The sequence below is a fragment of the Bradyrhizobium sp. 35 genome (assembly GCF_023073215.1).
Classification (GTDB): domain Bacteria; phylum Pseudomonadota; class Alphaproteobacteria; order Rhizobiales; family Xanthobacteraceae; genus Bradyrhizobium; species Bradyrhizobium canariense_D.
In genome coordinates, this window is the sequence record NZ_JADPJC010000010.1 from 42,982 (window position 1) to 69,451 (window position 26,470).

Genomic DNA, 26,470 nt, shown 5'->3' on the forward strand with positions numbered 1-26,470 from the left:
TTGTTAGCCGCCCGAGGAAAGCGCCATGACCGAGCGCCGCAGAGTGAAGCAGACCCACTCTCTTGAGGAACGATTGGACGATTTGGCAACAAGGTACAAAGAGCAGGCCAGCGCATTACCGGCAGGCGCGGAACGCGAGGCCCTGCTTAGGAAAGCACGGCTAGCTAATACTGGCGCGCACATCAGCGATTGGCTGGCCTCTCCCGGCCTACAGTCTCCGAAGTAAGCCATCGTGCGGAGTTTTCGTTTTGTGCTTACCTTGAGCTATCTCAAGGTATTCAATCCGCCCGTGAACACGTTGCGAACGCGAACGTATCCGCCTGCGGAACACAAGAAGTAAGGCCCCCTCAGTGGGCGGCCTCTTTCATGCTTGGGTCCCGGTCTGGCCCAGCCAGCCAGAAGTAGCTGCCGGAACGATCCGCCAGCCGGACAATTGCTCCTCTTTGAGTAGGAGTTGCGTCATGCGTCATGCGCCGTCGATCGTGCCGCTGGATCGGCTGGACCGGGACATCTACCTGGTCCTGGAAGACTTCGGCGCCCCTGCTGGCTGCTCCTGGCGCGAGACCGACGAGCAGGACACCGACATCGAGACCATCATCCGCGACCTGCTCTCCGGCCAGTACGCCTATCCGGTCCGGATCATCGCCTTCAATGCTATCGAGGGCTGGTCTCGCGATGCCACCAGCGAGATCGCCGATGAGCTTGCCGAGCGCGTCACAGGGCGCGCCGAGATCACGGCAGCCTTGCGGGCCTTCATCGAGGCAAACTCGACCCGCCCGTTCGGTATCCAATTGGCGCTGCCCCTGCGTGGAGCCGCTTGAGCATGGTGCGCCTGAACCCCGCCGAGCAGATTGAGCAGAGCTACGACCTCGCCATGATTGCGCTGGCGGACTATCTCACGCGGGAGAGCGATGCGAAGGAGACGGTCGACCGGCTGATCCGCATCTTGGACCGCGACAGCCTGCGCGACGCCATTACCGAGGTCTTGGTTGACGCGCGGGTGCATCCCAGGTCGAGGGCTGATGCTCCGAAGGTTGACACATGAGCTGCGCCGCCTGCGAGGACACTGGCTGGGTGTGCGAAGCCCACCCGGACCGCCCTTGGGATGGCCCAAACGCGTGCGGCTGTGGTGCAGCAGGAGAGCCCTGTCCGAGGTGCAACGCACCCACCGAGGCCGAGCCCCCGCGCCCACCTGCGGGATTTCGGTTCAGCTTCGGCCTATTGACGGACTTGGCCCGATTCTTCCGGAAGAGATAGTCGGCGAGTTCTCCGAGGTCACTTGCGCCGGCAAGGGCGTGGTCGATGCGCGGGTGCATCCGCGACCTAGGCGGACGCCGGACAACCGTACCGCCTGTCGAATAGCAGAGGATAAGCCAAGTTCTTGGCTCGACTTCAGATAGCAACTCGGTTCATCCTCAACACACTGTTGCCCCGACTCGGCCCTGCACTCGCAATGCAGCCATCCGGTTGGATAAGTAACAGCCCATGCTTGGCCCCAACGCTCTCGCCTCAGACGCGACCCAGCGAAGGGACACCCAGGAGCGACATGGGGCCCGCCAGCGGGGGTTCTAGAACGCCAATGGTGGACCGATACTCCAGTGAATGGCCGGTCAATTGCCATTGATACTGGGCGCTATACGCAACCCTTACGGATTGTGCCGGCGTGATCCGAGGGCTCAACAATGAGAACTCGTGTCACAATGCAAATCAACGTCAATGTAGCCAGTTGCCTTTGGGCAATAGCGGCTATCATCACTGCGTTGGTAGGATAACAGAAAGGCAGTGGCTCTCAGGCGGGCTGCTGCTTTTCTTCTTTGGCCCGAGTGCACCTACGCAGCGCAGCCGTCCGAAAACACCTGGGCGATCTATGACTAAGCCGCCGAAAACCTCGCGTCCCCAAAAGCCTCCCGTTCGACCAGGAAACCCAAATGCGGAAGTGGAGCCGAGTGTGGGGCTCTTACAGGAAAAACTTATCGGACGCTTGGTGATCGTTCCGGTCCAGCGCCTATTGAATAACCGCAGCTGTATCTGGCAAGCGGCGGTTGAAAAAGGCAATGCAAAAAAAGAGAAGCGCTTGAGCGCCATCGATACCGCGCTGACCGATCACCTTTACGAAAAATTGCTGATCCTCAGAACGGCCGACGCTGACGGCAACGTGGTCGAGCGCGAACGCCGCACCACGGTCAACCATGCGATGAAGTCAAGCCGCCGTGCCTGGAACGTGGTTGCACGTCGTCATCCCGGCAAGTTGCCGCTGGTCAACCCGTTCGCGCTTATGGGCCTGCGGTCATCTGTCCGTGAGACGCCGACCGCCACCCTTGACGATTTGTTGGCATTCCGCGCCAAGGCGGTTGAACTTAGCCTGCCATCGCTGGCGACCGCTGCACTGATCGGTTGGGAATGGCTGCAACGCGAGACTGATATTTTCGCCACGTTCGACGTGTCGCACTATCGACCGAAAGAGCGCCCGAACATGGTCCGCGTCGTGGACGAAAAAACAAAACAGGAGAGTTGGATACCGCCTATCGATGATGCTGGCGCAGCGATCTATCCCGAATTGATGGCCGAACTTGACGCCATCAAGCGCCAGCGCATCGGCGGCTTGATGCTGTGCCGGGATTGGGGTGAGCGCGGTCCGTGGCCGACTTGGCCCAAGCCCAATCAACCGGACTTCACGCATTTGAGCCGCAAGGTCAAAGACGTGATCCGCGCCGCTGGCTTGCGTGACGAATTGTCGTTCACGTCATTCCGTCACGGGGGTTTCACCGAGGGCGGCGATGCCGAGCTTACCGACCGCGAGATGCTCGCGCAGGGGCGACATACGGCGGTCAAGGTGCTGCCGAAATACACCAAGCGCACGACACGACAGGTGATGAACGGGGCCAAGAAACGCCGCGCGTCTCGAACAAAAGGCGGACATTTGTCCGAATGGAAAACAGACTATGCGACAAGCACTCGAAAACATTGGAGCGGGTGAAGGGAATCGAACCCTCGTATTCAGCTTGGAAGGCTGCTGCTCTACCATTGAGCTACACCCGCGACAGGGGCTCCCTAACACGGCCGGGCGGCGGTCTCAACTGCCCAGGATCAACTGCCCAGATGGGGCTTCCAGCGCTTTCCCGGCCTTGCGAACAGCCGCTGGTTCCTCCGGACCCGCCTCCCCTTAACAATGGCGGAATTGCCGCCTATATTGAAATCTTCCGCAACCAACGAAAGGAGGTGATCCAGTGTCTTTTACCAAGCGCTGTCACCTCGCTGGGATCGCCCGCTAAGCCTTGAATAGAGGCTTGGCATCGGGGCGCTCTCAGCCCTGGACCAGCGAGCAAGAAATCGGGCGCGACGGGGGCCTTCCCCCGCCGCGCCTTTTTCGTTGGCATCGCGCGCCGGCTGCTCAGGCGGGCGGCTCGCCGGCGAGGACCTCGCGGATCCTCAATGACAGGTCCGCCTTCCGGTACGGCTTCCTCAGCAGCGCAACGCCGGGACCGAGCTGACCCTCGTGGTCGAGGGCGTTGTCGGTATAGCCGGACGTATAGAGCACCCTCATCCCCGGGCGGAGGCGCCACACGGCCTCGGCCAGTTCCTGCCCGTTCATGCCGCCGGGCATGATGATGTCGGTAAACAGCAGATCGAATTGGGCGCCCTGCTGCACCAGCGCAAGCGCGGTTGCGCCGTCGCCGGTTGCGAGGATGCGATAGCCGAGGCTGCCGAGCTGCGCGATGACATAGCCCTGCACCAGCGGATCGTCCTCGACGACGAGAATCGTCTCGTGCCCGCGTGCCGCCGCGGGCGCCTGGAGCGAGCCGGTCCTGGCCTGCGCTCCGCCCGCAGATCGCGGCAGAAACAGCCGAATCACGGTGCCGCGGCCTTCCTCACTCTCGATCGCAACGCTGCCGCCGCTCTGCTTGGCGAAGCCGTAGACCATGCTGAGGCCGAGCCCGGTGCCGCGACCGACCCCTTTGGTGGTAAAGAACGGCTCGAACACGCGCTCGCGGATGTCGGCGGGGATGCCATGGCCGGTGTCCGCCACCGCGACCATGATGAAGGCGCCGCGCGTGGCGTCGCCGTCACCGGCACCATCCGCGCCATCGAATTCGCGGTTTGCGGTCTCGAGCGTCAGCGTGCCGCCGCCAGGCATCGCATCGCGCGCATTGACGGCGAGATTGATGATCGCCGACGACAGTTGCGACGGATCGGCCATCGCCGGCCAGGCGTCGTCCGCGAGGTGGGTCACGATTTCGATGTTTCCGCCCAGGGTCGGCTTCAACAGCTTCGCCGTTTCGAGCACGAGGCCGTTGACGTCGATCTCGCGCGGCTCCAGCGGCTGGCGACGCGCAAAGGTCAACAGCTGCGAGGTGATCTCCGCGCCTCGCGCCGCCGCATCGTCGATGAGCTGGGCGATCGCGGCGAGGTCGGGCTTGTCCGCCAGTCCCTCCCGGATGATCTCGATGGTGCCGGTGATGACAGTGAGCACGTTGTTGAAGTCGTGCGCGACGCCGCCGGTGAGCTGACCGATCGCGTCCATCTTCTGCGACTGGCGAAGCCGCTCCTCCGTCTCGTGCTGCTCGGTCAGATCGGTGGCCGACCCACGATACCCCATGAAGCGCCCGTCGGCGCCGAACACCGGCTGGCCGTTGACGCTGAAATGGCGCGCGCGCCCAGCCGCATCGCGGCCGCGATACTCGAACTTCCGGAACGGCTCGTGGCGATCGAGCGTCGCCAGGTGACCGCGCCATTTCTGCGGCTTGGCATCGCGGTCGAAGGCGGCATCTGAACGGCGCCTCCCGATCAGCGCCGTGTGGTCCATGCCGAAAGCATCGGCGCGCTCTGAAATGTAGGTGAACACGTGATCCGGGCCGGTCTCCCAGAACCAGTCGGATGCGGTCTCGGCATAGTCACGGAAGCGCTGCTCGCTCGCGCGGGCGTTCTCCTCGGCATGCCGCCGGATCTTCAGGTCACGCTCGAGATTCCCATTGGCCTCGCGCAGCTCGCCATAGGCATGTTCGAGGTTGGCGCACATGGCGTTGAAAGCAACGACCACCTTGTCCAGCTCGTCGGCCTCGTCAGGCGGCCGGCGCTCCAGGCGCAGCGGCGGCGGCGGCCGGCCGAGGCTGTACTTGCCGACGTACTCGGCGATCGCGACGAGATGCCGGGTCACCAGCAGATGAAACATGTAGATGATGAACAACGAGACGAGGAACGTCTTTGCCGCCTGGCTTGCCAGAATGACGAGGGCCCTGTTCAACAATTGCTGATAGACGTCGGTCAGCGTCGCCTCGACCCGGAGCGTGCCGATGGCACGCGAGGTCCCCTGCACCATCGTGCTCAGCGGAAACTCCCGGGTCATGATCGAACGAGTGTTTCGCTCGCCGACTTCCACGCGGATCGGATTGGGCCGATCGGCGATCTCGCGGACTTCCGCCGCACGGATGTCAGGCAGCCGCAGAATGCCATCTAGCTGGAGCTTGAGCTGGTTCTGGTCGAGATTCCACAGGCTCTCTCCGAGGCTGCCCGTAGTGCTGCGGCCGATCTCGTCGAGCCGCGTCTCAATCAGTCCGACCTCACGATTGTAATCCAGATAGAGCTGGAGCGCGGTCAGGGTCAGCGTCACGACCGACGAGAACAGCAGCACGGCGGCAAGCAGCCGAGGCCCGACGCCGCTGCGCGACCAGTTGAAGATCCGCGACAGGAGCGCCGCGAACATCGGAGGCGCGAGCGGGGCGCCGATGCCGGTCAAATCCTGCTTCGCAGCCGCCGGCGCAATGGCGCGGCCACGCTTGATATCATCGTCACCTGCGTCGCCCATGCACCATGTCCTCGAATATGGCGGCACCTGCTCAGCTTACCGATCGCAGCCGCGAGCAGGTGAACGGTTGAGGCGCTGCCTCAGCACGCGATACACGTGGCGATCCTGTCGGCCGATGATCCTGTCGGCCCTTGGCAGCTTGAGCTCGACGGGGTCATATCTTGCGCCCAGCAGCAGGATTCCCAGGCAAACTACCACCTCGCGTGCTAGATTGACATCGGTGAAAGTCCGGAGCCCGTACAGCGGGAACGCGCTCTCAACGTTGCGGGCCGGCGCAGCCGCCATCTCCGGTAGATCGCGCGGCCCCAGAATCCGATGGTAGCAGGGCACGCCGAAGAGGCATGGCCAGGGAGATGCGTCATGAGGCGGATAGTCGTGGTCTGCCTGTTGCTGCTCGCGGCAGGCCCGTCGCAGGCGCAAGAGGTCATCAGGCTGGCGCGCATCGCCGATATCCCCGATCAATATGTCGGCGGCGAGATGCTCCGCGCGGTCTATGCCCGGCTGAACATCAAGCTCGAATTCGAGGATGTGCCCGGCAAGCGCGCGCTCGCGCTGTCGAGCACCGGCGAGGTCGACGGCGAGGTCCAGCGGATTGGAACGCTCTCTCGCGACTATCCGACGCTGATCCAGGTGACACCTGCGATCAATTACATCGAGCCTACTGTCTTCACCACGAAACTGCAGTTCGACGTCGCCGGCTGGCATTCAATTAGGGACTACAGCATCGGCATCGTACGCGGCGTCGGCTCGTCGGAAGCCGGTACGCGCGGCATGACCCGGGTCACGGCGACGACAAGCCTCGACAACATGGTCAAGATGCTCGACGCCGACCGCATCGACGTGATGGTCACCGACTTCTTCAGCGGGTTGGCTGCGGTGAGGAAGCTCAATCTCCAGGCCAGGATCCATCCGCTCTCACCACCCCTCGAGCGCATCAGCATCTATCACCATCTGCATGAACGGCATCGCAATCTCGTGCCGAAGGTCGGAAGGATGATCGAGCAGATGGAGGCGAGCGGCGAAATCGCCCGGTTGCGGGAAACCCTGATCAAGCAGGTGCTGAGCGGGATGTGACACGCGGTCAGGTCGTGCGAGTCCGCTCCCGCACCGCAACCGCCGCGATCAACAGCCCGACGCACCAGGCCATGGTCGCCCGCGGCGGCTCGCTGCCGAGAAGCACGGTGAAGATGCCCGCGAGCAGGCATGGCGCCATCGCCTTGCCGGACCTGCTCGCGAGCGAGAGCAGGAACGGCATCGCGGCGATCGATATCTGCACGACGTTCATGGTCGCAGGCTGTTTCGCAAGCATTGGGCCTAGAAGCCGCAAACGTTCATTGCGCGCGGGCGCTTGCCGCGCCGGCTTTCAACGATGCGCTCGCCGCCGCTCTCGGCCGAGCTGCCGTAATAGCGATGGTGGCCGCTCTGGTCGTGCAGATCCGCAAGCTCCGACTTTCCCGTCCGACGCGCGTCGCAGATGATCTTGATGGTCGACATGGCCGCCTCCGAAGTGTTCTTGGTGGCAATCAGTCGCGCCGATTTCGCGCGGCGTTCACACCTTTCGGCCGCAATCGGGTTTCGCGAAGGTTTCGTCGCCACACCCCGCGACGCAATATTTTCCGCAGCCCCATTGTCGGCTGCGAGGGTGGTGATACGTCCTTTGGACGCGCGCAGCGAAAATCAACGAGGTGACGATGCTTTACGCCATCCTGGCCTATCATGTGGAAGACGAGATCTTGTCCTGGACGCCCGAGAAGGACGCCGCGGTCGTGGCAAAGGTCATCGAGGTTCAGGCTCCCCTCCGGGCAAGCGGGCATTTTGGCCCGGCCGCCCGCCTGGATGAGACCCGAAAGGCCCGTACCTTGCGCGGCCCCGGCGCGGGCGTCGTGCTGGACGGCCCATTTGCCGAGACCAAGGAGCAGCTTCTGGGCTTCCACCTCGTCGAGTACGACACGGAAGAGGCGGCGATCGCGGCGGCGCGGACGCTGCGCCAGGTCAATCCCTCAGCGGTCTACGAAATCCGCCCGGTCAAGCTTTACGTGCCGGCCGACGGGTTCGGCGCGACGCCCTCCGGCGAATGAACGGCAGGCCTAATTGTCCGTCCCGGTGGGCCCGACATAGAAGCGCTGGATCAGCAGCCCGCCGAAGGCGATGAACCACACGAACGGCGCGACTTGCGGCGCGAACGCCGCAACGACCGTGCCCGGGATGAACACCAGCAGCGGAAACAGCGAGGCCATGATCTCGTGGCGCCAGCCACCCAGGATCCTCCACCACAGCCAGGCATTGAGGCCGGCGATTGCAGTCAGGTGCAGGCCGTAGAGCACGGCGACCGCACTGCTCGTGGCGTAGTTGGTGTAGAGGCCGTTGGTCACCGGCAGCAGCACGATCGACAGCAGGAAGAACAAATTGAGGATCACCGCGCCGCGGCTGCCGACGGGCTGGCGCGCCAGCCGCCGGTGATGGCTGATCCAGAACACGCCGGCGATGATGAAGCTGAGCGCAAGACCCGCGAGCTTGCCGGAATAGACCCGGGCGAGATCGTTCCAGTCGGGCGCGCTGGTGAAGACCGCGGCCCTGGGCAGGTCGTAGGCGAGCAGCGTCATGGCGACGCCAAAGATGGTGTTGCTGAGCGATTCCAGCCGTCGCATCTCGAACTGGTCGGATTTGAGCTCGGTCATGCCGGGTGGCGCTTTTCGGAATGGAACCTTGGGCCGTCTTGTCCCTAGGTCTTAACATCGGTCCCGTCCAGACGCATTGCGATTCGCAGCGGGATCGCCGACTCTGGCTGTTTCACCGGGGCGATTCGTGGCGACATATCTGGACACGCTCAATGCGGAGCAGCGCCGCGCCGTGGAGCATGGCGTGGCCGATGGTGCGACCGTGGGCGCGCCCCTGCTCGTCATCGCCGGCGCGGGCTCCGGCAAGACCAACACGCTGGCCCACCGCGTCGCGCATTTGATCGTCGCGGGCAGCGATCCGCGCCGTATCCTCTTGATGACGTTCTCGCGCCGCGCCGCGGCCGAAATGGCCGGCCGGGTCGAGCGCATCGCCCGGAAAGTGCTCGGCGAGAACAATGCCGCGATCATGCGCGACGCGCTCACCTGGGCCGGCACGTTCCATGGCATCGGCGCACGGTTGCTGCGCGAATATGCCGAGCGGATCGGCGTCGATCCTGCCTTCACCATCCACGACCGCGAGGATTCCGCCGACCTGATGAATCTGGTCCGGCACGAGCGCGGATTGTCGAAGACGGAGAGCCGCTTTCCCGCCAAAGGCACCTGCCTGTCGATCTACTCGCGCTGCGTCAATGCCGAGATGGAGATCGAGAAGGTGTTGGGGGCGCACTATCCCTGGTGCGCAGGCTGGGCGGCCGAGCTGAAGGGCCTGTTCGCGGCCTATGTCGAGGCCAAGCAGGCCCAGCACGTGCTGGATTACGACGACCTGCTGCTCTACTGGTCGCAGATGATGAGCGATGCGCTGATCGCGGAAGAAATCGGCGGCCGCTTCGATCACGTCTTGGTCGACGAATATCAGGACACCAACCGCCTGCAATCCTCGATCCTGCTGGCGCTGAAGCCGGACGGACGCGGCCTCACCGTCGTCGGTGACGACGCGCAGTCGATCTATTCGTTCCGCGCCGCCACGGTCCGCAACATTCTGGATTTTCCGCAGAGCTTCTCGCCCCGCGCCGAGATGATCACGCTCGACCGCAATTACCGCTCGACGCAACCCGTGCTGGCGGCGGCGAACGGCGTCATCGGCCTGGCGCGCGAGCGCTTCACAAAAAACCTCTGGACCGACCGCAGCTCCGCGCAAAAGCCGCAGCTCGTCACCGTGCACGATGAGACCGACCAGGCCCTTTACATCGTCGAGGAAGTGCTGGCCAACCGCGAGCAAGGCGCGCTCCTGAAGCACCAGGCAGTGCTGTTCCGGACCTCCTCGCATTCGGGCCCGCTCGAGATCGAGCTGACCCGCCGCAACATTCCCTTCGTCAAGTTCGGCGGCCTCAAGTTTCTCGACGCCGCGCATGTCAAGGACGTGCTGGCGCTGCTGCGCTTCGCCGAGAATCCGCGCGACCGCGTCGCCGGCTTTCGCATCCTGCATCTGTTGCCGGGCATCGGACCCGCGACGGCGCAGCGCGTGCTCGATCAAATGGCGGAGAGCTCCGATCCGCTCGCCGCGCTCGGCCAGCTCCCGGTGCCGCCGCGCACCGGCGCGGACTGGACCGACTTCGTCCGCACCATCGAAAATCTGCGCTATTCGGAATGGCCGGCCGATCTCGAACGCGTGCGGCTCTGGTACGAACCGCATCTCGATCGCCTCCACGAGGATTCGGAGACGCGCCGCGCCGACCTGATGCAGCTCGAGCAGATCGCGAGTGGCTATGCCTCGCGCGAGAAATTCCTGACCGAGCTCACGCTCGATCCGCCGGATGCGACCAGCGACAAATCCGGGCCGCCCTTGCGCGACGAGGACTATCTGATCCTCTCCACCATCCACTCCGCCAAGGGCCAGGAGTGGAAATCGGTGTTCGTGCTCAACGTCGTCGACGGCTGCATGCCGTCGGATCTCGGCGCCGGCACCAGCGCCGAGCTCGAGGAGGAACGCCGCCTGCTCTATGTCGCGATGACGCGCGCCAAGGACGACCTGCACCTCGTGGTGCCGCAGCGCTTCTTCACCCACGGCCAGCAAGCCAAGGGCGACCGCCACGTCTACGCCTCGCGCACCCGCTTCATCCCGGAGCCGCTGGTCTATCTGTTCGAGCGCACCGCCTGGCCGAAGGCTGGGGCAAGCGCGGCCCGCACGGCGGCGCAAGGGCCGAAGGTCGACATCAGGGCGCGGATGCGCGGAATGTGGCGGTAAGACACAAGAGGCTGGTGTCGAGACCTGTCAGCATAACTGGACAACAGAGGTCCGACATGAAAGCCGTCGTCGTCGAGCAATACGCGCCGATCGATCAAATCGCCCTGAAGGACGTTCCGTCTCCACGCATCGGGCCCGGACAGCTGCGTGTCCGGGTAGAGGCTGCAGGAATCGGATTTGTTGACGGTTTGAAGATGGAGGGGCGCTATCAGACCAAGGATTCCCTGCCCTTCATTCCCGGAACCGAATTCGCAGGCATCGTGGACGAAGCCCCCGGCGCACCGGGCGGCTATCAACCCGGGATGCGCGTAATGGGGATGACGCGCTCGGGCGCGCTTGCCGAAGAGATCGTCGTCCCCCCCGAAGCGCTCTATCCCCTGCCGGACAGCGTCGCGGCGGAGGTCGCCGCTTCGTTTCGTGCCAATTACCTGACCGCCCTCTATGCGCTGAGTGCGCGCGCGTCGCTCGGCGCAGGCGAACAGCTTCTGGTGCTGGGCGCAGCGGGCGGCACGGGAATCGCGGCCGTCCAGATTGGCAGGCTGCTCGGCGCCCGTGTGATCGCAGCGGCATCGACACCAGACAAGCGCGCGTTCGCGCGACAGCACGGCGCCGACGCTGTGGTGGACTACACGCAGACCAACTGGCGCGACACGCTGAAGGAATTGACCTCAGGACGCGGCGCAGACGTGATCTTCGACCCCGTCGGCGGCGAAGTCTCGGTACAGGCCTTTCGCTCCATCGCCTGGCGCGGCCGTCATCTCGTGGTCGGTTTTGCCGCCGGCGCGATCCCGGCATTGCCATTCAACCTGCCACTGCTGAAGGGCGGCGCCCTGCTCGGCGTCGACCTCGCGCAGCTTCCAATCCGCGAGCCCGAGGTGCAGAAGCGCCTGATGTCGGAGCTGACGGCCTGGTTGGTCGAGGGCCAGCTGAAGCCTGTGGTCGGTCGCGTCTTCGCGCTGGATGATTTCCGGGAAGCGTTCAGGACGATGCAGACGCGCGGGGCGCTTGGCAAGATGGTCGTGCGCATCTCGAAATAGGATTAGCTACGCGCCCCCAGCCGGTCGAACTGGACCTTGCCTGCCTTCATCACCAGCGGAATGTGCTCGCCCTGGCCGAGCAGGCAGGCCACGTCGCGCAGCGGGTTGCCGTCGACCACCAGCAGGTCCGCGATGGCTTCGGGCATGATGCGGCCGAGCTTGCCCTCCATGCCGAGCACCTCGGCGCCGACCAATGTCGCGCTGGCGATGACGGCGCGGGGACCGAGAATCTCGGCACGGATGCGGAACTCGTCGCTCTGCAGACGCTGCGACGGTCCGAGCAGGTCGCTGCCGAACCCCATCTTCACGCCGGCGTCGCGGTAGATCGTGAGCGAACGCAGGCCCGCGTCGCGGACATCGGCGATCTTGGCAACGCTTTCGGGCGGCAGGCCATATTGGGCACCCTCGTTAGCCAGCGCCTCGTAGGTGACGAGCGTCGGCACCACATAGGCGCCCTTCTCGGCCATCAGCTGCGCGGTCGGAGCATCGACCAAATTGCCGTGCTCGATGGTGCGCACCCCGCAGCGCACCGCCCGTTCGATCGCGGCAGCGGTGTAAGCGTGGGCGAGCACATAGGTCTGACGCCCGCGCGCCTCTTCGACGATGGCGCGGATCTCGTCCTCGGAGTAGCCGAAGGCGCCGACCGGATCGGTCGGTGAAGCAACGCCGCCGGAGGCCATGATCTTGATCTGGTCGGCGCCCATCTGCAGTTCCTCGCGCGCCGCCCTGCGCACGCCGTCGACACCATCGGCAACGCGCGCCAGCGCGCCGACACGCACGCAGCAGGGGCACGGTGCGTCGCTGGCAAGATAATCCGAGCGGGCCCGCATGTCGCCGTGGCCGCCGGTCTGGCTGAGCGCACGTCCCGAGACGAACAGCCGCGGACCGTCGGTGAGACCGGTCTCGATCGCCTGCTTCAGTGCGTGGCCGGCGCCGCCGGCGTCGCGCACGGTGGTGAAGCCCCGCCGCAGCATGCCGCGCAGCAGCAGCGTCGAGCGCAGCGTCACCAGCACGTTCGGCATGTGCACCTGCTGCGCCAGATTGAGTTCGACGGCGATCGCATGCACATGCAGGTCGATCAGGCCGGGCATCAGCGTCTTGCCCTTCAGATCGACGGTGCGGTCGGTTTCCACCTGGAGCGGCCGATCGGAGACCTCCTTGATCAGACCGTCCTCGACCAGTATGTGATGTCCCTCCAGGAGGTCCGGCTGAAGCGGATCGAGCAGAGCGGCGTTCTTGAAGAGCACACGGGACATGACGACTTCCTGTCTTATCAGGACTGGATGAGCAGCGCGGGCAAGGCGAGCTGGGCGAATGGGAGACACGCAGCGACATCGTCCTCGCCGTACCAGCCTGCCTCATGGAGCAGATTGAGCGAGCCGAGCGTGCGCCCGCGCCAGCGCACGGGCATGTTGAGCACGCTCTCGCAGCCGAGCGAAGCGATCAGCTCGTGATCGGAAAACACCTCGCGCAGATCGTCCCGGGTGCGGCCGATATAGGCCTCGCCGCGGTCGAGCACGGCCTCGGTCCACGGCCCCGGCGCCAGGTGCTTGCGGCCGCCCGCGGGGTAAGGTCCGGGCAGATTGGAATACACCCGCGCGGCTTCCCTCGTGTCGTCGTCATAGGTCAGGATCGTGAACAGCTTGTGCCCGATCGCCGACTTCAGGGCGCCGTCCAGCGCCGAGTACAGGGCATCCGGCTGATCCGCCCTGCCCTGCGCGGCCGCCACCGCGCAGAGCAGCGGATCGGATCGGTGTTTCGTCTCCCTCATGCGACTTCGCCTGCCGCGATCTCTTCCAGCGAACGGCCGCGTGTCGGCACGCCCATCAGCACCACGGTGAGCGCGCCTAACAGCAGCACGCTCGTGGTGAGGCCGAACACGCCGGCGAAGCCGAAATTGGGATAGAGATAGCCGACCAGGATCGGCGAGACGATCGCACCGATGCGGCCGATCGCGGAGGCGAGCCCGGCGCCGGTGGTTCTGACGGCCGTCGGAAATACCTCGGCGGTATAGGCATAGACCCCCGCATAGGTGCCGTTCATGAAGAAGGACAGCAAGATTCCGGCGACCATGATGTGCTGATCGCTCTGCGCGAATGCAAGTCCAAGCGCGCTGGCGCCGCCGAGCACCATGTAGGAGGCAATCGTCGCCTGCCGGCCGATGCGCTCGTTGAAGTACGCAGCGCTGAAATAGCCGGGAATTTGCGCGCAATAGATCGCGATCGAATAGGCGAAGCTCTTGGTGATGCTCATGCCGTTCTGGACCAGAAGGCCGGGGATCCAGACGAAGAAGGAATAGTAGCTGAACGTGATCGTAAGCCACATGATCCAGGTCATGATGGTGATGCGCGCCTGGCGGCCGGCGAGGAGCGCGGCGAAATTGGCAAGCAGCGTCCCACCAGTCACGGCAGGCGCCGTGATTTCGACGACCGGTTGCGGCAGGACATGGCCTTGGCTCGCAAATCCGGCCTCGATCCTGTCCAGCACGGCTGCGGCTTCCTTCTCCCGGCCCCGGCTTTCCAGCCAGCGCGGCGATTCCGGCAGCGCCCTGCGCCACCACAGCAGCATGACGACCGGCACCGCGGTGATCACCAGAACGATGCGCCAGCCGTTCTCAGAGGCGGGCACGATGAAATAGCCGAGCAAGGCCGCCGCGACGAAACCGAAGGAGAAGAATCCGGCCAGCGCGCCGGTAAAGCTGCCGCGGTAACGCCGTGCGACGAATTCCGCCAGATAGGGCGCAATGATCGCGCTCTCCGCGCCGGTGCCCATGCCCGCGACGACGCGCGCGGCGAAGAAGGACGACCAGTCGTTCACCGCAGCGCTGACGATGGATGCGACGCAATAGAGTGCCAGCGCCGACATCATCACCGCGCGACGGCCGATCAGGTCACCCAGCGTGCCCGCCAGCAGCGCGCCGAACAGGAAGCCGATATAGGTGCTGCTGCCGAGCACGCCGATCTGGACGCTCGACAGATTCCAGGTCGTGCGCAGCACCGGCAGGATGAACGCCAGCACGGCTGCGTCCATCGCGTCGAACATGTAGCCGAGCCCGCCCATCAGCAGCAGATGCTTGTGGAAGCGTGCGAATGGAAGGCGCTCGATCCGCGCCGAGATCATCGACATGAAAGTCCCCCTCTGTCTGGCGGCCCGGCACTCCGCTCATTCCCGGGGGGAACCATAGACAAGGAGATATTATCGTCATAATTTATAATCATGATCTAGTACATCACTGGGGTGAATGTTCTGTCGTTTCGCTCGCTCGACCTCAACCTGCTGAAAGTGTTCGAGGCCCTGATGACCGAGGGCAGCGTCACGCGCGCCGCCAACGCGCTTCTAATGACGCAACCGGCCGTCAGCAACGCGCTCGCACGCCTGCGGGACGCGCTCGGCGATGCCCTGTTCGTCAGGTCCGGCACCGGCATCCGTCCGACCCAGCGCGCCGTGGTGCTGTGGGAGCCGATCGGCGAAGCGCTCGAAACCGTCCGCGGCGCGCTCGACGAGCAGGTGTTCGATCCGCACCGTGCTCAGACCGAGTTCAGCCTGTCGATGTCGGATTACGTCGCCTCGCTGGTGATGCCAAACCTGCTGAACCATTTCGGCAAGGTCGCGCCCAAGGCGCGAATCCACACCGTTCCCAACACCATTTTGGAGATCGCCGACCAGCTCGAGGACAATCGCGTTGATTGCGTCCTCAGCGTCTATGTCAACGAGGCGCAGCAGCCGGCCGCCATCCGCTCGCGCTCGCTGTGGACCGTCGACTACGCCTGCTTCATGCGGCGCAGCCATCCGCTCGCCGCGATGAAGCGGCTGAGCACGCGCAGCTTCCTCAACGCGGGGCATGTCGATGTGAGCCTCGCCGGCAAGACCTTGCCGTCCTACGACCTCTTCCTCGCCTCGCGCGGGCTGTCGCGCAACGTGGTCGCGACCGTCAATCACTATAGCGCCGCCTACGAAATCGTGCGCCAGTCCGACCTGATCGCCGTGCTGCCGAGCGATCTGCGCTCGCAATCCCGGCACGCGCCGTTCCTGCACGCCATGCCGCTTCCGCTCAAGGCGCCGCCGCGCATCGTCAGCCTGTTCTGGCACCAGCGCAACGACACCGTACCGGCGCAGCGCTGGCTGCGCGACACGCTGGTCGAGATGTTCGCCAGGTCGGACTGAAGGCGCGGGCGGCGGGCGCCCCGACACCACGAAAAAGGGAAACAATGGGTTTCTCGAAGCAGCATTGCGCGCCAGTCCCTGCTGCTTAGCTCCAACCAAAGCAATCCCCTCCCCCAGTGACAGGCGCGCAAGCCGCGCCCGCAGAGACCTCATCAATGACCGCAACGCTCGAATTCGGACTGGACACCTTTGGCGACGTCACCAGGGACGCCTCCGGCGCGATGCTTCCGCACGCACAGGTGATCCGCAATGTCGTCGACGAGGCGGTGCTCGCCGACCAGCTCGGCCTCGACTTCATCGGCCTCGGCGAGCATCACCGCGCCGACTTCGCGATCTCCTCCCCTGAGACCGTGCTGGCCGCCATCGCGTCGCGGACCAGGCGGATCCATCTCGGCTCGGCCGTGACGGTGCTGAGCTCGGACGATCCAATCCGCGTCTTCCAGCGCTTTGCCACGCTGGACGCGCTCTCGAACGGACGTGCGGAGGTGATCCTCGGCCGCGGCTCGTTCACCGAGTCCTTTCCACTGTTCGGTTTCGACCTGCGGGCTTACGAGGCGCTGTTCGAGGAGAAGCTCGATCTGTTCGCGGCACTGCTGTCGCAGAAGCCGGTGACCTGGGAAGGTAAGCTGCGTCCGCCGCTGAACGGGCAGCTGGTCTATCCCCCGGTCGAGAACGGCACGCTCAAGACCTGGATCGGCGTCGGCGGCAGTCCGCAATCGGTGGTGCGCGCGGCGCATTACGACTTGCCCTTGATGCTCGCGATCATCGGCGGCGATCCCGCGCGCTTCGCGCCCTTCGTCGAGCTCTATCATCGCGCGTTCAGGGAGTTCGGCCGCCCGGCACAGCCGATCGGCGTGCACTCGCCAGGCTATGTCGCCGAGACCGACGAACAGGCGCGCGAGGAGCTGTGGCCCGACTACAAGGCGATGCGCGACCGCATCGGCAAGGAACGCGGCTGGCCACCGATGGGCCGCGACGAGTTCGTGAACGAGGCCGAGCACGGCTCGCTCTATGTCGGCTCGCCGGAGACGGTCGCGCGCAAGATCGCCAAGACGGCAAAGGCGCTCGGCATTTCGCGGTTTCAGCTGAAGTATTCGGCGGGCCCGCTGCCGCATGGCAAGCTGATGAAGAGCATCGAGCTCTACGGGCGGAAGGTGGTGCCGATGGTGCGGGAGATGGTGGGGTGAGGCGATCGGATCCGCTTCAGTGCGTCTTCGCCTTCGCTCACCAGAGTCTCTTCTTCGCGAAGGCGTGGCCCGAACCGGATTTCAAATAGCGCTCGAAGGCTCTAGCCTTCTCGATGTCGGAAAAGGCCACATAGGTCACCAGTCGCCACGGACCGTACTTAGACGTGTGCGGCGATTTACCCCCGTTGTGATCGGCTAGCCGCTGCTTGAGATCCTTCGTCAGCCCAATATAGCGTTGGCCCACGAAAAGTTCGCTCTCCAGAAGATAGACATAGTGCATGACGCCGCCCCCCTTCGCCTAGGCTTCGGAGGGCATCCTGCTTCGCGCAGTAAAAGGCTGCAAATCCTGCGAAGCGCGTCAGCGCGAAGCAGGATGGTGGGGGAGGCAGGACTCGAACCTGCGAAGCCATAAGGCGGCTGATTTACAGTCAGCTCCCTTTGCCACTCGGGACACTCCCCCGCTCGACGGCAGCACAATCGGGCCGGACCTTGCCGGCGACCGAAGACGGCCATGGAACGTGAAGGCCGCGACAGCCCGGATGGGGGCGCGACCGGGCGCGGTTATCGGCGAAGCGGTGGGGTAAAGTCAACCGAGGCGAACAGCTAAAATCGCCCCCGACACCACCCAAATTGCCATATTCCGGGACCCGTGACACAAGCGAGCCCATGAAGGATCGAAAATTCAACCCGAGGGGCCCCCGCGGCGGGTCTAAGCCCTTCAACAGGCCCGGAAAATCGGCCGGTCGTCCGGCCCGTCGCGATCGCGATTCGGACACCGACGGGCCTGTCATCCTCTATGGCTGGCACACCGTCTCCATGGCGCTCGCCAACCCCCAGCGGCAGATCCGCAAGCTGACGCTGACCGAGAACGCCGCAAGGCGTCTGGCGGACGAGAACATCGCGATCCCGGTCGCGCCCGAGATCGTCCGGCCCCAGGAGATCGACCGGCTGCTGTCGCCCGACGCCGTGCACCAGGGCCTGCTCGCCGAGGCCGATCCCCTGCCCTCGCCCGACATCGAGGATTTGGAGCAGGACGGCATGGTGCTGGTGCTCGACCAGATCACCGATCCGCACAATGTCGGCGCCATCCTGCGCTCGGCGGCCGCCTTTGCGGTGAAGGCGATCGTCACCACCGCGCGTCACAGTCCGGAAGCGACCGGCGTGCTGGCCAAGGCCGCCTCCGGCGCGCTGGAGCTGGTCCCGATGGTGACGGTGCAAAACCTCGCCCGCGCACTGACCACGATGAACGAGCTCGGCTTCCAGACTGTCGGGCTGGACAGTGAAGGCAGCGCGGATCTCTCCGAGCTCACCCTGCGCGAGCCGCTCGCGCTGGTTCTGGGCGCGGAAGGCAAGGGCCTGCGGCAGTTGACACGCGAGACCTGCAGCGTCGTGGCGCGGCTCGACATGCCGGGAGAGATCAAGAGTCTCAACGTCTCGAATGCCGCCGTGCTCTCGCTCTATGTCGGCGCGAGCCGGCTCGGGCTGATGAAGCGGTAACAAAACAAAACGCCCGTCCGCGTCGCGGACGGGCGTCTCGTCGGCTCAACCGATCAAGCGATCAGTAATAGCGGCGCAGCACGCGGTGGCCGCCATAGTACGGCGCATGGCGCGGGGCGTAGCCGTAGCGCGGACCGTAGCCGTAATGCGTGCGCGGCAGATAGCCGGCGCGCGGGCCGTAGCCGTAGCGATACGGACGGTAATACGGGCGGCGGTAGGGATAGGCGGCCGGCGCTTCGACCGCGGCAGCGCGATAGCCATAGCCGTGCCCATAGCCGTAGCCACGGCCGTAGCCGTAATTGGCGGGCGCAACCACCGCGTCCTCACGGTAGGTCGGATACGGCGCGAAGGCGCCCGGGCCGGTGTAGGTCGGGCCCTGGTTGACGTGATAATATTGCGTGGTGGGCTCGGCGAGACGCTCATAGGCGCCATAGCCGTAGCTGTAGCCGGCCCCATAACCGCCGCAGCCGGTGTTACAGCCGGAATAGACCGGCGCGACCGGCTGGCACGGATCGAAGCCGCAGGCCGCAGCGGGCGCGGTGGCGGCGAACATCACGGCAGCCGCCGCGACCAGTCCCGAAATCATCTGACGCATTACTCTCTCCTGTTGATTTCCGTTTTTTGGATTTTGTCGTTTCTTAACCCGGCGGCTTGCCGGGCATCTCTGCACGCGGCCGCGGCCGAGGACGCCGCGGCTGGTCGTTGAACTCAGGCGCGAGAATCACCGGCGGCGGATTGACGGGCACGTCCATCTGCGGCGGCAGCGGCGCCGATTGGGCGCCCCAGCTCTGGTGATAGCTATCGGGCGGCTTGGGCAATTTGCGGTTCGCGGGCGGTTCGACCTCGAGCCGGCCATAGCCGGGCCGCAGGCCCAGCGTCGGATAGTAATGGCCGACGTCGGTGGGCTGGCGCTCGGCGACATAGCGGCCGCCATAAATCGTGGGCTGCACCTGGACGTTCTTCCCCAGGCCCCAGGTCCCCTCGATCACGGCATAGGACGCGTCGATGTTGTTGATGATGATGGGCACGCCGGGGCGACCGGGAACGACGATATCGAAGCCGCCGCCGGCAAACGCCGTCGCGGGCAGTCCGATCAGAAAGGCAGCGAGCGCCACAGCGCGCATGAGAGGACCCCATTTATTCGGCGACAACCTACCCGATGGCGGCGCAGAGAGGGTTAAGGCCCTCTCACCAATTGCCGGTAAGCCTAATGTGTAAGGATTCCGCGCCGCTCAAATGCGCCAAAGCGAACTAGCGAAGCATTAACGCCGCCGGACCCTGCAGTCCGGAACCATGGACCGTGCTCACTTCCGTTTGACTGTCGCCGACGAAAATCCGCGGCTTCAGCGGAACGTCCGGCGTCTTCGGCGTTTAGCCCCCGTCAACAAAACGGGAGCCAAACAATCATGAACGTCAAACTTCTCGGAGCCACGGCGATTGCGGCGACCCTGGTGGCAGGCTCTGCCATGGCGCAGGCCGTGATCACCAATCCCGGCCGTTGCGCGGCGCAATTCCCCAACGCCAACTGCCAGAACGTCGGACCGGGAAATCCGTACACCGATAGCGGCTATCGGCATCGTCGCGTGTCCTATCGCCAGACCACCAACGGTGACTGGAATAACGACTGGAACAGGAGCCGCACCGGCTTCTGGCCGACCGACGTCGCCGCCGGCGCGGTCGGAGCAGCCGCTGGCGTGGCCGGCGCAGCCATCGGGACTGCGGGTGCAATCGCAACTGCCCCGTTCCGTGCCACGAACGACGCCTACGCCTACGACAACAGTTGGGATAACCGCGGCTGGGACAATCGGGGGTGGGACACCCGCACCTACGCCCAGCGCAACGGCTTCGTCTGCACGCCCGGCACCTGGTTCAAGGGCGAAGACGGCCGCCGGCACATCTGCCAATAAGGCGGTTTGAACCGAACGCGACAGATCGGGCGGCCCTCGGGCCGCCTGATTCATGTCTGCATCGGGGATCCCGGGTTCTGGCACTTTCCGGTCAAGTCTGGTATTGCGGCGCGCACGGGCGGACAGCCCCGGCATAGGCCGGGCCTGCCCCGCTTCTCCAGGCGTCGCCGGCTTAGCTCAGCGGTAGAGCAGCGGTTTTGTAAACCGAAGGTCGGGGGTTCAATCCCCTCAGCCGGCACCACCGATTTAGCCGACACTGCGGCCTTTATAGATCGGGGCACTCCTCCGTCTGACGACCGCGAGAACCGATTTCAGGCAATCACGTCAGAGCTTTCCGGGCGACCGTTACACTCAACTCGAGCAGCGGGTGCTTCTCGTTCCTGACTATAATGAGGACCTGCGCCCCCTTTGCCGACGCAACGTCTCTGGCAATCGAGGTCGCCATTGCGATCGCCTCTTTTTCGGCGGCTTCCGGGCCGGGCAAATCCACCCCATCCTCGTCGACCGCAGCGAAAAAGTCGTCCTTGATATCGAAGTAGAACTTCATGGCTCAGAGCGACGGATTGAGATGAAGGTAAAGCACGTCGAAGTCTGCTATTTCGCGCAACCTGGCTTCATCAAGGATCGATATTCTTCCCCGCTCCAGGTCCAACACGCGCTGAGCACGTAGCTGCTGAACGACCCGATTCATGTGGACCACACTCGTGCCGACGGCGTCGGCGAGGAGTGCCTGAGAGGCCGGAAAGTCGAAGGACAGGCCGTCCGCTCGACCGATCGCCTTCAATCTGGTGTAAAGCTCAAGCACGAGATGCGCCACGCGGCTTGTGGCTTCGCGTTGACCAACGTTGCAAATCCACTCCCGGAAGATCGCGGCGTCGGTCAGTGTATCGCGCCAAAGCGCTTCGGCCACGTTAGGCCGCTTTCTTATCAGTGAGCGCACCGCTGCATGCGGAATGAAGCCGAGAACGCTATCGCCAAGCGCGCTGACGTCATGGTCCATCACATGTAGAAAGAGACCCTGCAGATCGGGAATGTCGCCGGGTTGGTGAAAGGCCATGATTTGGCGGTGGCCATTGCCGACGATCTTTGATCTCAGGATAAAGCCATCAACGACAAGGCAGCACGCCGAAGGTCGATCTCCGAGAGAAACGACCGGCTGACCGCCAGCCATCCGTTTCACCGTGATTGGCAAATGACGGATAGCGGCCTCGTCCTCTTCATCAATTTCGGTGCTGACCCGCAACCGCCTTAAGAAAGGTTCGAAAATTTCCGCGTTATTCATCGTTAGCTCCGGTCGGCAAACGAATTTTTGTGACGTTCGTTCCAATCCGGACGGCTAGCTATTGTCTCACGCGAAGCAGAGGGACCGCCGCAAATTCCAACCCTCGGCGGAACCCACGGGAACGGCGTCAATTCATCTTGCCGCGAAGCCTTGGAGCGAAATTTGACGCGCAACGCTCACTTCGAATGCTTCGGTGCGCTGCTTTGCTGGAAGTGCTCAGCGCCTGATATCTCCACCCAGGCATGTTTCGACTGTTCGAAAACCGAGCGGTTGGGCGCAGGGTAGTTCGGAACCGCGATCGCGCCCACGGCAACGCCGATCATCGCAGGCAGATTGTCCGCCTTCCAATAGACCGTCGAACCGCACTCGGGGCAAAAATAGCTGCGGACCGTGCCGCCGCTTGCGGCTGTCCGGACGTACTCCTTCGACGTCCCTGAGATCGTGACGCCCTCCGCCGGATAGAACGCACCGACCCCGAACGGCGCGCCGGTTCGACGCTGGCAGTCAATGCAGTGGCAGGCGACGACGAGGCTGGAAGGTCCTGGAAGCGACAGCGCGAGAGCGCCGCACCTGCATTGGGCATCGATCATCGAAGCTCCTTCCTCCTCAATTGGCTGACAGGTTCTGTCGCTCGGCTGGAGCGCAGAGCAATCCAGGACGGACCCTCACTCCTTCGCAACCTCGAACGCCAGCAGTGCGTTGCCGGCGACGCCGCCCCACTGGCCGTAGCCGGAATTGGTGTAGAGCATTCCGCCGGCGATGATCGGCCCGGGGCCGTCGATCGCGCCGCCATGACCAGGGGCGCCGTTCACCGCCGTATAGTCTCGCGCCGTGTCGTATTCCCACAACAGCTTTCCGTCGGCTGTCGCGTAGGCGCGCAGAAAGCCGCTGACGCCGCCGGAAAACACGACGCCGGGGATCAGGCTCACGGCAGCCGACAGCGCAGGGCTGCATTGGAGGCGATCGCCACAGGCGACAGGAGATACTTCCATCGCAATTTTCCCACTGGCGAGGTCGAGGCCGAACAGGCCGCCGCCTTGGGTGGCATCGAGCCGCCGCGTACCATCGCGCAGGAACCGCACGTCTGAGTTCGCGACATAGATGCGATCCTGGTCGGCGGCCGAGCCCCACTCGCTGCCGCCGAGCGCACCGCCCTTCCCGATCCGCGTCTGCCACAGGATCTTGCCGCCATCATCAGGATCGAGCGCGTGCACGACGCCGGACTTCTGCGCGATGGCAAGAACGCGCCTGCCGTCACGCAAGGTCACGAGGATCGGCGACTGGCCAAAATCGTGGTCGGGCCCGTGATCTTCAGGACAATTGGTCTTGTCCGCGCCGAAGCACGCGACGATGAAGGCGTCGCTCGGGGTCGCCTGCTGCTTCCAGAGCAGCTTACCTGTCGCAAGCTCGAAGGCGAGGACCGCATCGGCGGTTGCGGCGGGTGGATTCGAATAGGAATTGCTGGTCGCGACGTAGACGGCGTTGCGTTTCGGATCAATCGTCGGTGCCGACCACACCGCCGCGCCGGACGGGCCGAACAGCTGCGTGCCTCTCGCATTCTTGCCGGTCGGATGCGGCACCTCGGGGATCGTGTAGGCCTGCCACACCGGCTTGCCGGTCACTGCCTCGAGCGCGACCACGCTGCCGCGGAAGGTACAGCATTCGTAACTGGCCTGCGAACCGGCGGCCTCCTCCAGCGAGGAGACCGGGATATAGAGCACGCCGGAATGCAGCGTCGGCGCGCCAGTGATGCGCGCTGCCGGATGCTCCTCGACCTTCGTCTTCCAGATCAGCGCGCCAGTCAGTGCGTTCACCGCATAGGCATTGGCGCGCAGGTCACCGAAGAAGATCGCGAACTGATCGGTGCCGGGAAGCGGCCCGAAGCTGATCGCCGCGCGCACCGCGGCATCGGTCGGCAGCGTCCACCTCGTGCAGCCGCTTCGCGCGTCGAGCGCGTGCACCTTGCGGTCAGTGCCGCCGATAAACAGCAGACCGCCCACGATGGTCGGCGGCGCAAACGACACCGAGGCGCCGGGAAAGGCATAAGCCCATTTCAACCGCAGGCGCGGCACCTCTTCCGCGGTGAGGCCGGCCATTTCGGCCGACTGGAAGCGGCTGTTGGCAACGTCGACGCCCCAGCCATTCCAGCGCGGACCATCGAGCGCTTGCGGAAAGAAATTGACCTGCTGCGTGCAGCGTCCCTCCGCATCGACTGCATTGTCGCCCACCGCGGCCTTGCCGGTGACAAAGGCGGCAATCGCGCGCCGTTCCGAGTCGCTGCGGTCCTTCGCCATTGCCGCCATGCTTCCAGAAGTCAGCGTTCCCAGCACATGATCGAACGACATCGCCTGCATGGCGCCGCGGCCTGGCACACGGCTCTGGCCATCACCGCCATCGTGACATTGCGCGCAGTGGCTTGCGTAGAGCGCAGCGCCGTCCTGCTGCGCCAACGCGGGCGCGCAGCACCAGACCAGCATGGCGACGGCGACAACACTCGGTCTCATGGCGTGCTCCAACATCGTCACCGCAATGCGAGACGGCATCATGCAACCCAAAGTATAGCGCGAGGGCAATCACTCACGCAACGGACGTTCCACCCGCGTCCGTCATATCCCCCGGGCAGTGAGGACACGATCGGGCAGTTCATCGAGCCGCCACAGCCCGAGGCTCTTGTCGCGCCAGCCGCCATCGCCCTCTTCGCAACGCTCGTTGATCAGCTCGCGCGGTGCCGGCCAGTCGAACGGCGCCTTCTCCATGTTCAGCGCCCGCCAGTCGCCGTCCTCGCAATCGCAATTGTCGTCCCATTCGGGAAACGTCGTGACCAGCAGGAAACGCGCACCGCTGGCGCGAAAGTTCGCGACGGCGCGGACGATGTGGTCGAAACTCAAATGGACCAGGCAGTCCCGGCACAGAACCACGTCGGCACGCGGCAGTGCATCGCGTGTGATGTCGGCAACGAGAAACCGGCCTGACAACTCACCGCCAGCCACGCGCTTGCGATTGGCCGCGATCAGCGACGGCACGATGTCGATTCCGGTGTAGTCGAGATGCAGCTTCAGGCGGCCGATCCAGCCCGCGTCGCCGCAGGGCGCATCGAGCAGCGAGTGCGCGCCGAGCCGTTGCAGGAGTGCAGGAAGCTCCTCGCGGATTGCTGCGGTCGCGGGATTCTCCGAGCCGAGGCCCGACACCGAACTGGCCGCCCCCCCACAGGTTGGTCTTCTCGATGCGCTCGAACCGCGCGGCCAGATCGAGGCCGACAAAATTCTCGCGGTCGGCGGTGAACCGCTCATGGGCGAGCACGGGTGGGCGCTTGGAGATCATCGTCCGGACCTTAAGACTACGTTGTGAACACTGTGGTCATGCGTTCCATCCGAATCTCATCCCATCCTCAAAACCGGTTTCTGCCACTCCATGATGTGGAAGTAAGGCACCCGGCGATGAAAGGCATTCCTGTCGGGGTCGCCGCCGCTGGGCTGCGGCTCGACGAAAAGGCGCAACAGGAGCCCCTGATCGAGTAGCAGCGTCATGTAGGTGCTGAGCGGACGATGCCAGTTCAGAATTCGGATGCCGCGCCAAGTCACCCAAGTCGGCCGCTCCTCCATGTAATGATCGATGTTGAAGCGCAAGGCGCCGTCGCCGTCACGCGTCCAGCCGTCGGGCGGACCCGCGGTGTTGAAGCTGGTCAGATTGGCAATCAGCAGCGTACCGCCCGGCCGCAGCGCTGCCACGATCTTCCCGATCGCCGCACCGAGATGGGGCATGTCGACTAGGCTGAGATAGCTGACGACCAGATCAAATGGCGCTTCGATCTTCATTGTTTCAGCTCGGCCAAGCCGGTAGTCGCCCTGCGGGTCCAATTTCATGGCACGCGCGAGCAGCGCTTCGGTCGGGTCGATGCCGGTGGTGCGGATGCCGGCGCGCTGCATGATGCGACAGAAGCGCCCCTCGCCGCAGCCAACGTCGAGCGCATTGCGGAAGCCGCGCCCTTCGATCCGCGCTCGCATCGGCGCGTCCAGCACGAAGCGGCGACCATAGTCGCCGTCTTCACCCTGCTCGACGATCCAAGCAGCCGCGGACGCGGTCCAGCCGTCGCTGATATCCTCGTTCATGGATCGACCTTCGGGAATGGACGTTGGCCGCACGCATTTCGGGCGCGGCTACTGACCACAGATTGGATCAGAGTTCAACATGAGGTAGCATGCGCATCCCATGCCTCCCTATACCAGCCGAGAGATCGCCAAGATCACCGCGGGTGCTGTCGCGGCGATCGTCGCAACGGGCTTCCTGTTCGCGATCGCGATGTCCCTCTTGCTGCCGCAATAAATCAGCTGCTTGCCGGGGCGCCGTGCCGCCGGAGTTTGTGCCACCCAGCCGGTTGCTGTCGCTCGCCAGCATCTTGGCCGTGGAAAACACTTGGCCAGCGTCGAGGACGACGCTTCAAGCTCGGTGGGCGCCGCGCCCACCGTCTTGATCTCGCCGGCTGCGCGCTCAAAGCCGTCGGCAAGGTTGACCATGTCGCGCTTGCGCTGATGGGCGGCTTGCTTCCCAACCTCGATCTGCGCTGCCGTGAGGCGACCTCGATCCGTGGTTCTGAAGATTTGTCTTTGAAGATTTGCCCTGGCCATGTCCTGATCGCGTCCCGCCGGCAGTTTGGGGAGCGATCCGGGCATGGTCAGACGGAACCGGTCAAGGGCGTCGGCCGTTGTCGACCCATGCGGATCAGGGAAGAA

General features: G+C 64.5%; 26 protein-coding genes, 3 tRNA genes and 2 pseudogenes. 12 read left to right on the plus strand and 19 right to left on the minus strand.

The genetic code is table 11. The features are described from left to right. The first annotated feature begins 461 nt into the window (after positions 1-461). The 3 genes from IVB36_RS00810 (at position 462) to IVB36_RS00820 (ending at position 2,977) form a co-directional block, all read left to right on the plus strand. Positions 462-821 (plus strand): hypothetical protein, encoded by a 360-nt coding sequence (locus tag IVB36_RS00810; protein ID WP_247385923.1) that lies wholly within the window; start codon positions 462-464, stop codon positions 819-821. Between the two features lie 2 nt (positions 822-823). After that, the gene (locus tag IVB36_RS00815) at positions 824-1,045 is read left to right on the plus strand and encodes a hypothetical protein (RefSeq protein WP_247385921.1); all 222 of its coding nucleotides are present in this window, start codon (positions 824-826) and stop codon (positions 1,043-1,045) included. A 903-nt stretch (positions 1,046-1,948) separates the two neighbouring features. Beyond that, positions 1,949-2,977, plus strand: coding sequence for a hypothetical protein (locus IVB36_RS00820; RefSeq protein WP_247390237.1), 1,029 nt, complete (start codon positions 1,949-1,951; stop codon positions 2,975-2,977). Here IVB36_RS00820 and IVB36_RS00825 read toward each other — a convergent pair. Further along, positions 2,966-3,039, minus strand: a tRNA-Gly gene (locus IVB36_RS00825). The genes IVB36_RS00820 and IVB36_RS00825 overlap by 12 nt on opposite strands. Positions 3,040-3,391: 352 nt before the next feature. After that, entirely contained in the window at positions 3,392-5,803 is a 2,412-nt protein-coding gene (locus IVB36_RS00830) for an ATP-binding protein (RefSeq protein WP_247385917.1), read from the minus strand. 360 nt (positions 5,804-6,163) lie between these two features. On the opposite strand from IVB36_RS00830, the gene IVB36_RS00835 reads away from it, so the two are divergent. After that, a complete protein-coding gene (locus tag IVB36_RS00835; RefSeq protein ID WP_247390239.1) occupies positions 6,164-6,877 on the plus strand; it encodes a transporter substrate-binding domain-containing protein in 714 nt (237 codons plus the stop codon). A gap of 7 nt (positions 6,878-6,884) precedes the next feature. On the opposite strand, the gene IVB36_RS00840 is transcribed toward IVB36_RS00835, so the two are convergent. Both IVB36_RS00840 and IVB36_RS00845 read right to left on the minus strand, forming a co-directional pair. Continuing rightward, positions 6,885-7,088, minus strand: a complete 204-nt coding sequence (locus tag IVB36_RS00840; protein ID WP_247385942.1) for a hypothetical protein — start codon at positions 7,086-7,088, stop codon at positions 6,885-6,887. A 29-nt stretch (positions 7,089-7,117) separates the two neighbouring features. After that, the gene (locus tag IVB36_RS00845; RefSeq protein WP_085351218.1) at positions 7,118-7,297 is read right to left on the minus strand and encodes a hypothetical protein; all 180 of its coding nucleotides are present in this window, start codon (positions 7,295-7,297) and stop codon (positions 7,118-7,120) included. 197 nt (positions 7,298-7,494) lie between these two features. On the opposite strand from IVB36_RS00845, the gene IVB36_RS00850 reads away from it, so the two are divergent. Continuing rightward, positions 7,495-7,881 (plus strand): YciI family protein, encoded by a 387-nt coding sequence (locus IVB36_RS00850; protein ID WP_247336197.1) that lies wholly within the window; start codon positions 7,495-7,497, stop codon positions 7,879-7,881. 9 nt (positions 7,882-7,890) lie between these two features. On the opposite strand, the gene IVB36_RS00855 is transcribed toward IVB36_RS00850, so the two are convergent. Then, on the minus strand, positions 7,891-8,481 hold the full coding sequence (locus IVB36_RS00855) for a TMEM175 family protein (RefSeq protein WP_085351217.1): 591 nt from the start codon (positions 8,479-8,481) through the stop codon (positions 7,891-7,893). 127 nt (positions 8,482-8,608) lie between these two features. On the opposite strand from IVB36_RS00855, the gene IVB36_RS00860 reads away from it, so the two are divergent. Then, entirely contained in the window at positions 8,609-10,666 is a 2,058-nt protein-coding gene (locus IVB36_RS00860) for an ATP-dependent helicase (RefSeq protein WP_247385911.1), read from the plus strand. A 56-nt stretch (positions 10,667-10,722) separates the two neighbouring features. Continuing rightward, the gene (locus tag IVB36_RS00865) at positions 10,723-11,703 is read left to right on the plus strand and encodes an NADPH:quinone oxidoreductase family protein (RefSeq protein ID WP_247385908.1); all 981 of its coding nucleotides are present in this window, start codon (positions 10,723-10,725) and stop codon (positions 11,701-11,703) included. Between the two features lie 2 nt (positions 11,704-11,705). Here IVB36_RS00865 and IVB36_RS00870 read toward each other — a convergent pair whose 3' ends face one another. The 3 genes from IVB36_RS00870 to IVB36_RS00880 are packed head-to-tail and all read right to left on the minus strand — an operon-like array spanning position 11,706 to position 14,829. Then, complete coding sequence (locus IVB36_RS00870; RefSeq protein WP_247385904.1) at positions 11,706-12,959, minus strand: amidohydrolase family protein; 1,254 nt, start codon at positions 12,957-12,959, stop codon at positions 11,706-11,708. Between the two features lie 17 nt (positions 12,960-12,976). Continuing rightward, complete coding sequence (locus IVB36_RS00875; protein WP_247362237.1) at positions 12,977-13,474, minus strand: GAF domain-containing protein; 498 nt, start codon at positions 13,472-13,474, stop codon at positions 12,977-12,979. Further along, entirely contained in the window at positions 13,471-14,829 is a 1,359-nt protein-coding gene (locus IVB36_RS00880) for an MFS transporter (protein ID WP_018458110.1), read from the minus strand. Before IVB36_RS00880 ends, IVB36_RS00875 begins: the two co-directional genes overlap by 4 nt. A gap of 111 nt (positions 14,830-14,940) precedes the next feature. On the opposite strand from IVB36_RS00880, the gene IVB36_RS00885 reads away from it, so the two are divergent. Both IVB36_RS00885 and IVB36_RS00890 read left to right on the plus strand, forming a co-directional pair. Next, a complete protein-coding gene (locus tag IVB36_RS00885; protein ID WP_247390241.1) occupies positions 14,941-15,867 on the plus strand; it encodes a LysR family transcriptional regulator in 927 nt (308 codons plus the stop codon). A 155-nt stretch (positions 15,868-16,022) separates the two neighbouring features. Further along, positions 16,023-17,054 carry an LLM class flavin-dependent oxidoreductase gene (locus tag IVB36_RS00890; RefSeq protein ID WP_247390243.1) on the plus strand — a complete coding sequence of 344 codons (1,032 nt, stop codon included), beginning with the start codon at positions 16,023-16,025 and terminating at the stop codon, positions 17,052-17,054. A 37-nt stretch (positions 17,055-17,091) separates the two neighbouring features. On the opposite strand, the gene IVB36_RS00895 is transcribed toward IVB36_RS00890, so the two are convergent. Together IVB36_RS00895 and IVB36_RS00900 are read right to left on the minus strand one after the other, a co-directional pair. Then, positions 17,092-17,334: a GIY-YIG nuclease family protein gene (locus IVB36_RS00895; RefSeq protein WP_247362223.1), complete on the minus strand. Its 243-nt coding sequence runs from the start codon at positions 17,332-17,334 to the stop codon at positions 17,092-17,094. A gap of 94 nt (positions 17,335-17,428) precedes the next feature. Further along, positions 17,429-17,514 (minus strand) — tRNA-Tyr (locus IVB36_RS00900). Between the two features lie 206 nt (positions 17,515-17,720). On the opposite strand from IVB36_RS00900, the gene rlmB reads away from it, so the two are divergent. After that, the gene (gene rlmB, locus IVB36_RS00905; protein ID WP_247362010.1) at positions 17,721-18,551 is read left to right on the plus strand and encodes a 23S rRNA (guanosine(2251)-2'-O)-methyltransferase RlmB; all 831 of its coding nucleotides are present in this window, start codon (positions 17,721-17,723) and stop codon (positions 18,549-18,551) included. Positions 18,552-18,612: 61 nt separating this feature from the next. Here the strand turns inward: rlmB and IVB36_RS00910 are convergent, their stop codons facing one another. Together IVB36_RS00910 and IVB36_RS00915 are read right to left on the minus strand one after the other, a co-directional pair. After that, positions 18,613-19,146 (minus strand): hypothetical protein, encoded by a 534-nt coding sequence (locus IVB36_RS00910; RefSeq protein ID WP_247335727.1) that lies wholly within the window; start codon positions 19,144-19,146, stop codon positions 18,613-18,615. 43 nt (positions 19,147-19,189) lie between these two features. Further along, a complete protein-coding gene (locus IVB36_RS00915; RefSeq protein WP_018458105.1) occupies positions 19,190-19,675 on the minus strand; it encodes a hypothetical protein in 486 nt (161 codons plus the stop codon). Positions 19,676-19,957: 282 nt separating this feature from the next. Between IVB36_RS00915 and IVB36_RS00920 the strand changes: the two genes are divergently transcribed. Together IVB36_RS00920 and IVB36_RS00925 are read left to right on the plus strand one after the other, a co-directional pair. Then, positions 19,958-20,458: a hypothetical protein gene (locus IVB36_RS00920; RefSeq protein ID WP_247335724.1), complete on the plus strand. Its 501-nt coding sequence runs from the start codon at positions 19,958-19,960 to the stop codon at positions 20,456-20,458. 166 nt (positions 20,459-20,624) lie between these two features. Then, positions 20,625-20,699 (plus strand) — tRNA-Thr (locus IVB36_RS00925). 78 nt (positions 20,700-20,777) lie between these two features. Here IVB36_RS00925 and IVB36_RS00930 read toward each other — a convergent pair. The 7 genes and pseudogenes from IVB36_RS00930 to IVB36_RS00960 all read right to left on the minus strand — a co-directional run. Beyond that, positions 20,778-21,005, minus strand: a complete 228-nt coding sequence (locus IVB36_RS00930; RefSeq protein WP_018455400.1) for a hypothetical protein — start codon at positions 21,003-21,005, stop codon at positions 20,778-20,780. A 3-nt stretch (positions 21,006-21,008) separates the two neighbouring features. Beyond that, positions 21,009-21,740 (minus strand): Crp/Fnr family transcriptional regulator, encoded by a 732-nt coding sequence (locus IVB36_RS00935; protein ID WP_247335721.1) that lies wholly within the window; start codon positions 21,738-21,740, stop codon positions 21,009-21,011. A gap of 176 nt (positions 21,741-21,916) precedes the next feature. Then, on the minus strand, positions 21,917-22,330 hold the full coding sequence (locus tag IVB36_RS00940; RefSeq protein ID WP_247335710.1) for a GFA family protein: 414 nt from the start codon (positions 22,328-22,330) through the stop codon (positions 21,917-21,919). Positions 22,331-22,405: 75 nt separating this feature from the next. Further along, the gene (locus IVB36_RS00945) at positions 22,406-24,244 is read right to left on the minus strand and encodes a PQQ-binding-like beta-propeller repeat protein (RefSeq protein WP_247371696.1); all 1,839 of its coding nucleotides are present in this window, start codon (positions 24,242-24,244) and stop codon (positions 22,406-22,408) included. 102 nt (positions 24,245-24,346) lie between these two features. After that, positions 24,347-25,061: pseudogene (locus IVB36_RS00950) on the minus strand (class I SAM-dependent methyltransferase). A 56-nt stretch (positions 25,062-25,117) separates the two neighbouring features. Beyond that, positions 25,118-25,849, minus strand: a complete 732-nt coding sequence (locus IVB36_RS00955; RefSeq protein WP_247299719.1) for a class I SAM-dependent methyltransferase — start codon at positions 25,847-25,849, stop codon at positions 25,118-25,120. A gap of 306 nt (positions 25,850-26,155) precedes the next feature. After that, positions 26,156-26,377, minus strand: a pseudogene (locus IVB36_RS00960) (methyl-accepting chemotaxis protein); the annotation flags it as partial. Positions 26,378-26,470 lie beyond the last annotated feature (93 nt).

Coding starts and splice junctions, on each gene's coding strand:
- IVB36_RS00810 (WP_247385923.1), top strand. CDS start 462: ATGCGTCATGCGCCGTCGATCGTGCCGCTGGATCGGCTGGACCGGGAC.
- IVB36_RS00815 (WP_247385921.1), top strand. CDS start 824: ATGGTGCGCCTGAACCCCGCCGAGCAGATTGAGCAGAGCTACGACCTC.
- IVB36_RS00830 (WP_247385917.1), bottom strand. CDS start 5,803: ATGGGCGACGCAGGTGACGATGATATCAAGCGTGGCCGCGCCATTGCG.
- IVB36_RS00835 (WP_247390239.1), top strand. CDS start 6,164: ATGAGGCGGATAGTCGTGGTCTGCCTGTTGCTGCTCGCGGCAGGCCCG.
- IVB36_RS00840 (WP_247385942.1), bottom strand. CDS start 7,088: ATGAACGTCGTGCAGATATCGATCGCCGCGATGCCGTTCCTGCTCTCG.
- IVB36_RS00845 (WP_085351218.1), bottom strand. CDS start 7,297: ATGTCGACCATCAAGATCATCTGCGACGCGCGTCGGACGGGAAAGTCG.
- IVB36_RS00850 (WP_247336197.1), top strand. CDS start 7,495: ATGCTTTACGCCATCCTGGCCTATCATGTGGAAGACGAGATCTTGTCC.
- IVB36_RS00855 (WP_085351217.1), bottom strand. CDS start 8,481: ATGACCGAGCTCAAATCCGACCAGTTCGAGATGCGACGGCTGGAATCG.
- IVB36_RS00865 (WP_247385908.1), top strand. CDS start 10,723: ATGAAAGCCGTCGTCGTCGAGCAATACGCGCCGATCGATCAAATCGCC.
- IVB36_RS00870 (WP_247385904.1), bottom strand. CDS start 12,959: ATGTCCCGTGTGCTCTTCAAGAACGCCGCTCTGCTCGATCCGCTTCAG.
- IVB36_RS00875 (WP_247362237.1), bottom strand. CDS start 13,474: ATGAGGGAGACGAAACACCGATCCGATCCGCTGCTCTGCGCGGTGGCG.
- IVB36_RS00880 (WP_018458110.1), bottom strand. CDS start 14,829: ATGTCGATGATCTCGGCGCGGATCGAGCGCCTTCCATTCGCACGCTTC.
- IVB36_RS00890 (WP_247390243.1), top strand. CDS start 16,023: ATGACCGCAACGCTCGAATTCGGACTGGACACCTTTGGCGACGTCACC.
- IVB36_RS00895 (WP_247362223.1), bottom strand. CDS start 17,334: ATGCACTATGTCTATCTTCTGGAGAGCGAACTTTTCGTGGGCCAACGC.
- rlmB (WP_247362010.1), top strand. CDS start 17,721: ATGAAGGATCGAAAATTCAACCCGAGGGGCCCCCGCGGCGGGTCTAAG.
- IVB36_RS00910 (WP_247335727.1), bottom strand. CDS start 19,146: ATGCGTCAGATGATTTCGGGACTGGTCGCGGCGGCTGCCGTGATGTTC.
- IVB36_RS00915 (WP_018458105.1), bottom strand. CDS start 19,675: ATGCGCGCTGTGGCGCTCGCTGCCTTTCTGATCGGACTGCCCGCGACG.
- IVB36_RS00920 (WP_247335724.1), top strand. CDS start 19,958: ATGAACGTCAAACTTCTCGGAGCCACGGCGATTGCGGCGACCCTGGTG.
- IVB36_RS00930 (WP_018455400.1), bottom strand. CDS start 21,005: ATGAAGTTCTACTTCGATATCAAGGACGACTTTTTCGCTGCGGTCGAC.
- IVB36_RS00935 (WP_247335721.1), bottom strand. CDS start 21,740: ATGAATAACGCGGAAATTTTCGAACCTTTCTTAAGGCGGTTGCGGGTC.
- IVB36_RS00940 (WP_247335710.1), bottom strand. CDS start 22,330: ATGATCGATGCCCAATGCAGGTGCGGCGCTCTCGCGCTGTCGCTTCCA.
- IVB36_RS00945 (WP_247371696.1), bottom strand. CDS start 24,244: ATGAGACCGAGTGTTGTCGCCGTCGCCATGCTGGTCTGGTGCTGCGCG.
- IVB36_RS00955 (WP_247299719.1), bottom strand. CDS start 25,849: ATGAACGAGGATATCAGCGACGGCTGGACCGCGTCCGCGGCTGCTTGG.